At 59.8% G+C, this 914-nt stretch carries 2 pseudogenes; one reads left to right on the top strand and one right to left on the bottom strand.

The features are described from left to right. A pseudogene (locus QMK32_RS25175) lies at window positions 1–722 on the top strand (recombinase XerD); the annotation flags it as partial. 12 nt (window positions 723–734) lie between these two features. Here the strand turns inward: QMK32_RS25175 and QMK32_RS25170 are convergent. Next, window positions 735–914: pseudogene (locus QMK32_RS25170) on the bottom strand (hypothetical protein); the annotation flags it as partial.

The following is a 914-nucleotide window of genomic DNA, read 5'->3' as shown; positions in this document are numbered from 1 at the left end:
CCGGGAAGTTCTTGATCTGGTTGAGCGAGAGTTATCACGTCACGGTCGACGCACTGACTCAGGCCCATGTCGACGAGTACTTCTCCACTGGCACCACCACCCGTATGGCAGCACGCAACTTTCTCCAATGGCGAGCCAAGACAGGGATCGGCAAGCGCTACCACCTGAAATACCGCGAGGCTCGGCAAACACCGCTCGCTTCGTCGCACGAACGCTTGGCACTGATCCGCACGGTCCTCGAGGCAGAAGCAGTGGTGCTCAATAACCGGATCGCTGCGCTGATGTTTCTCTTGTATGCGCTACCGGTCCGCCGAATCGCCGAAATGCGCACGGAGCAAGTAGAAGTCACACCAACAGGAATCAATCTTCACCTCGGCGAGCATCCTGCGCCAGTGCCCGAACCGCTACTCCCCCTCTTCCACGAATACCTGACATCACGCGCCAACCAGCGCACAACCAACAATCACTCCCCGTGGCTGTTTCCAGGAACCCGTGCCGGGCAACACATCACCGAGCAGACCGTTCTGAATACATTCAGACAGGTCTTCGGCATCAATATCCTTGCAATGCGCAACGCAGCGCTGCACGACCTGACAAAGGAAGTCGACGCCGCAACGCTCGCCGACCTGCTTGGATACAGCAACCAAGTGATGAACATGCACGCCGCACGCTCCGGTGTTCCCATGGGGAGCTACCCGGCCATTGGATCAAGCGCGCCGTGACTACCCGGCCCGTCAAGGCTCCGTTTTCGGTCCTCGCTCCGCGCGGGCTACATCGACGAGCTCTGCGGCGTCTTTGAGGTTCAGCCCAGGGTGACGTTGGCGCAGGGCTTTGATCGCCGCGACTCGTTTGGGCTCGCGGGAAACAATCTGCTCGGCATCCGCGGCCGACACTTCAGGCGTGGGTAAAGCAAC

The organism is Rhodococcus sp. H29-C3 (assembly GCF_030063405.1).
Lineage (GTDB): Bacteria > Actinomycetota > Actinomycetes > Mycobacteriales > Mycobacteriaceae > Rhodococcoides.
This window is presented reverse-complemented; position numbering and strand designations above follow the sequence as displayed.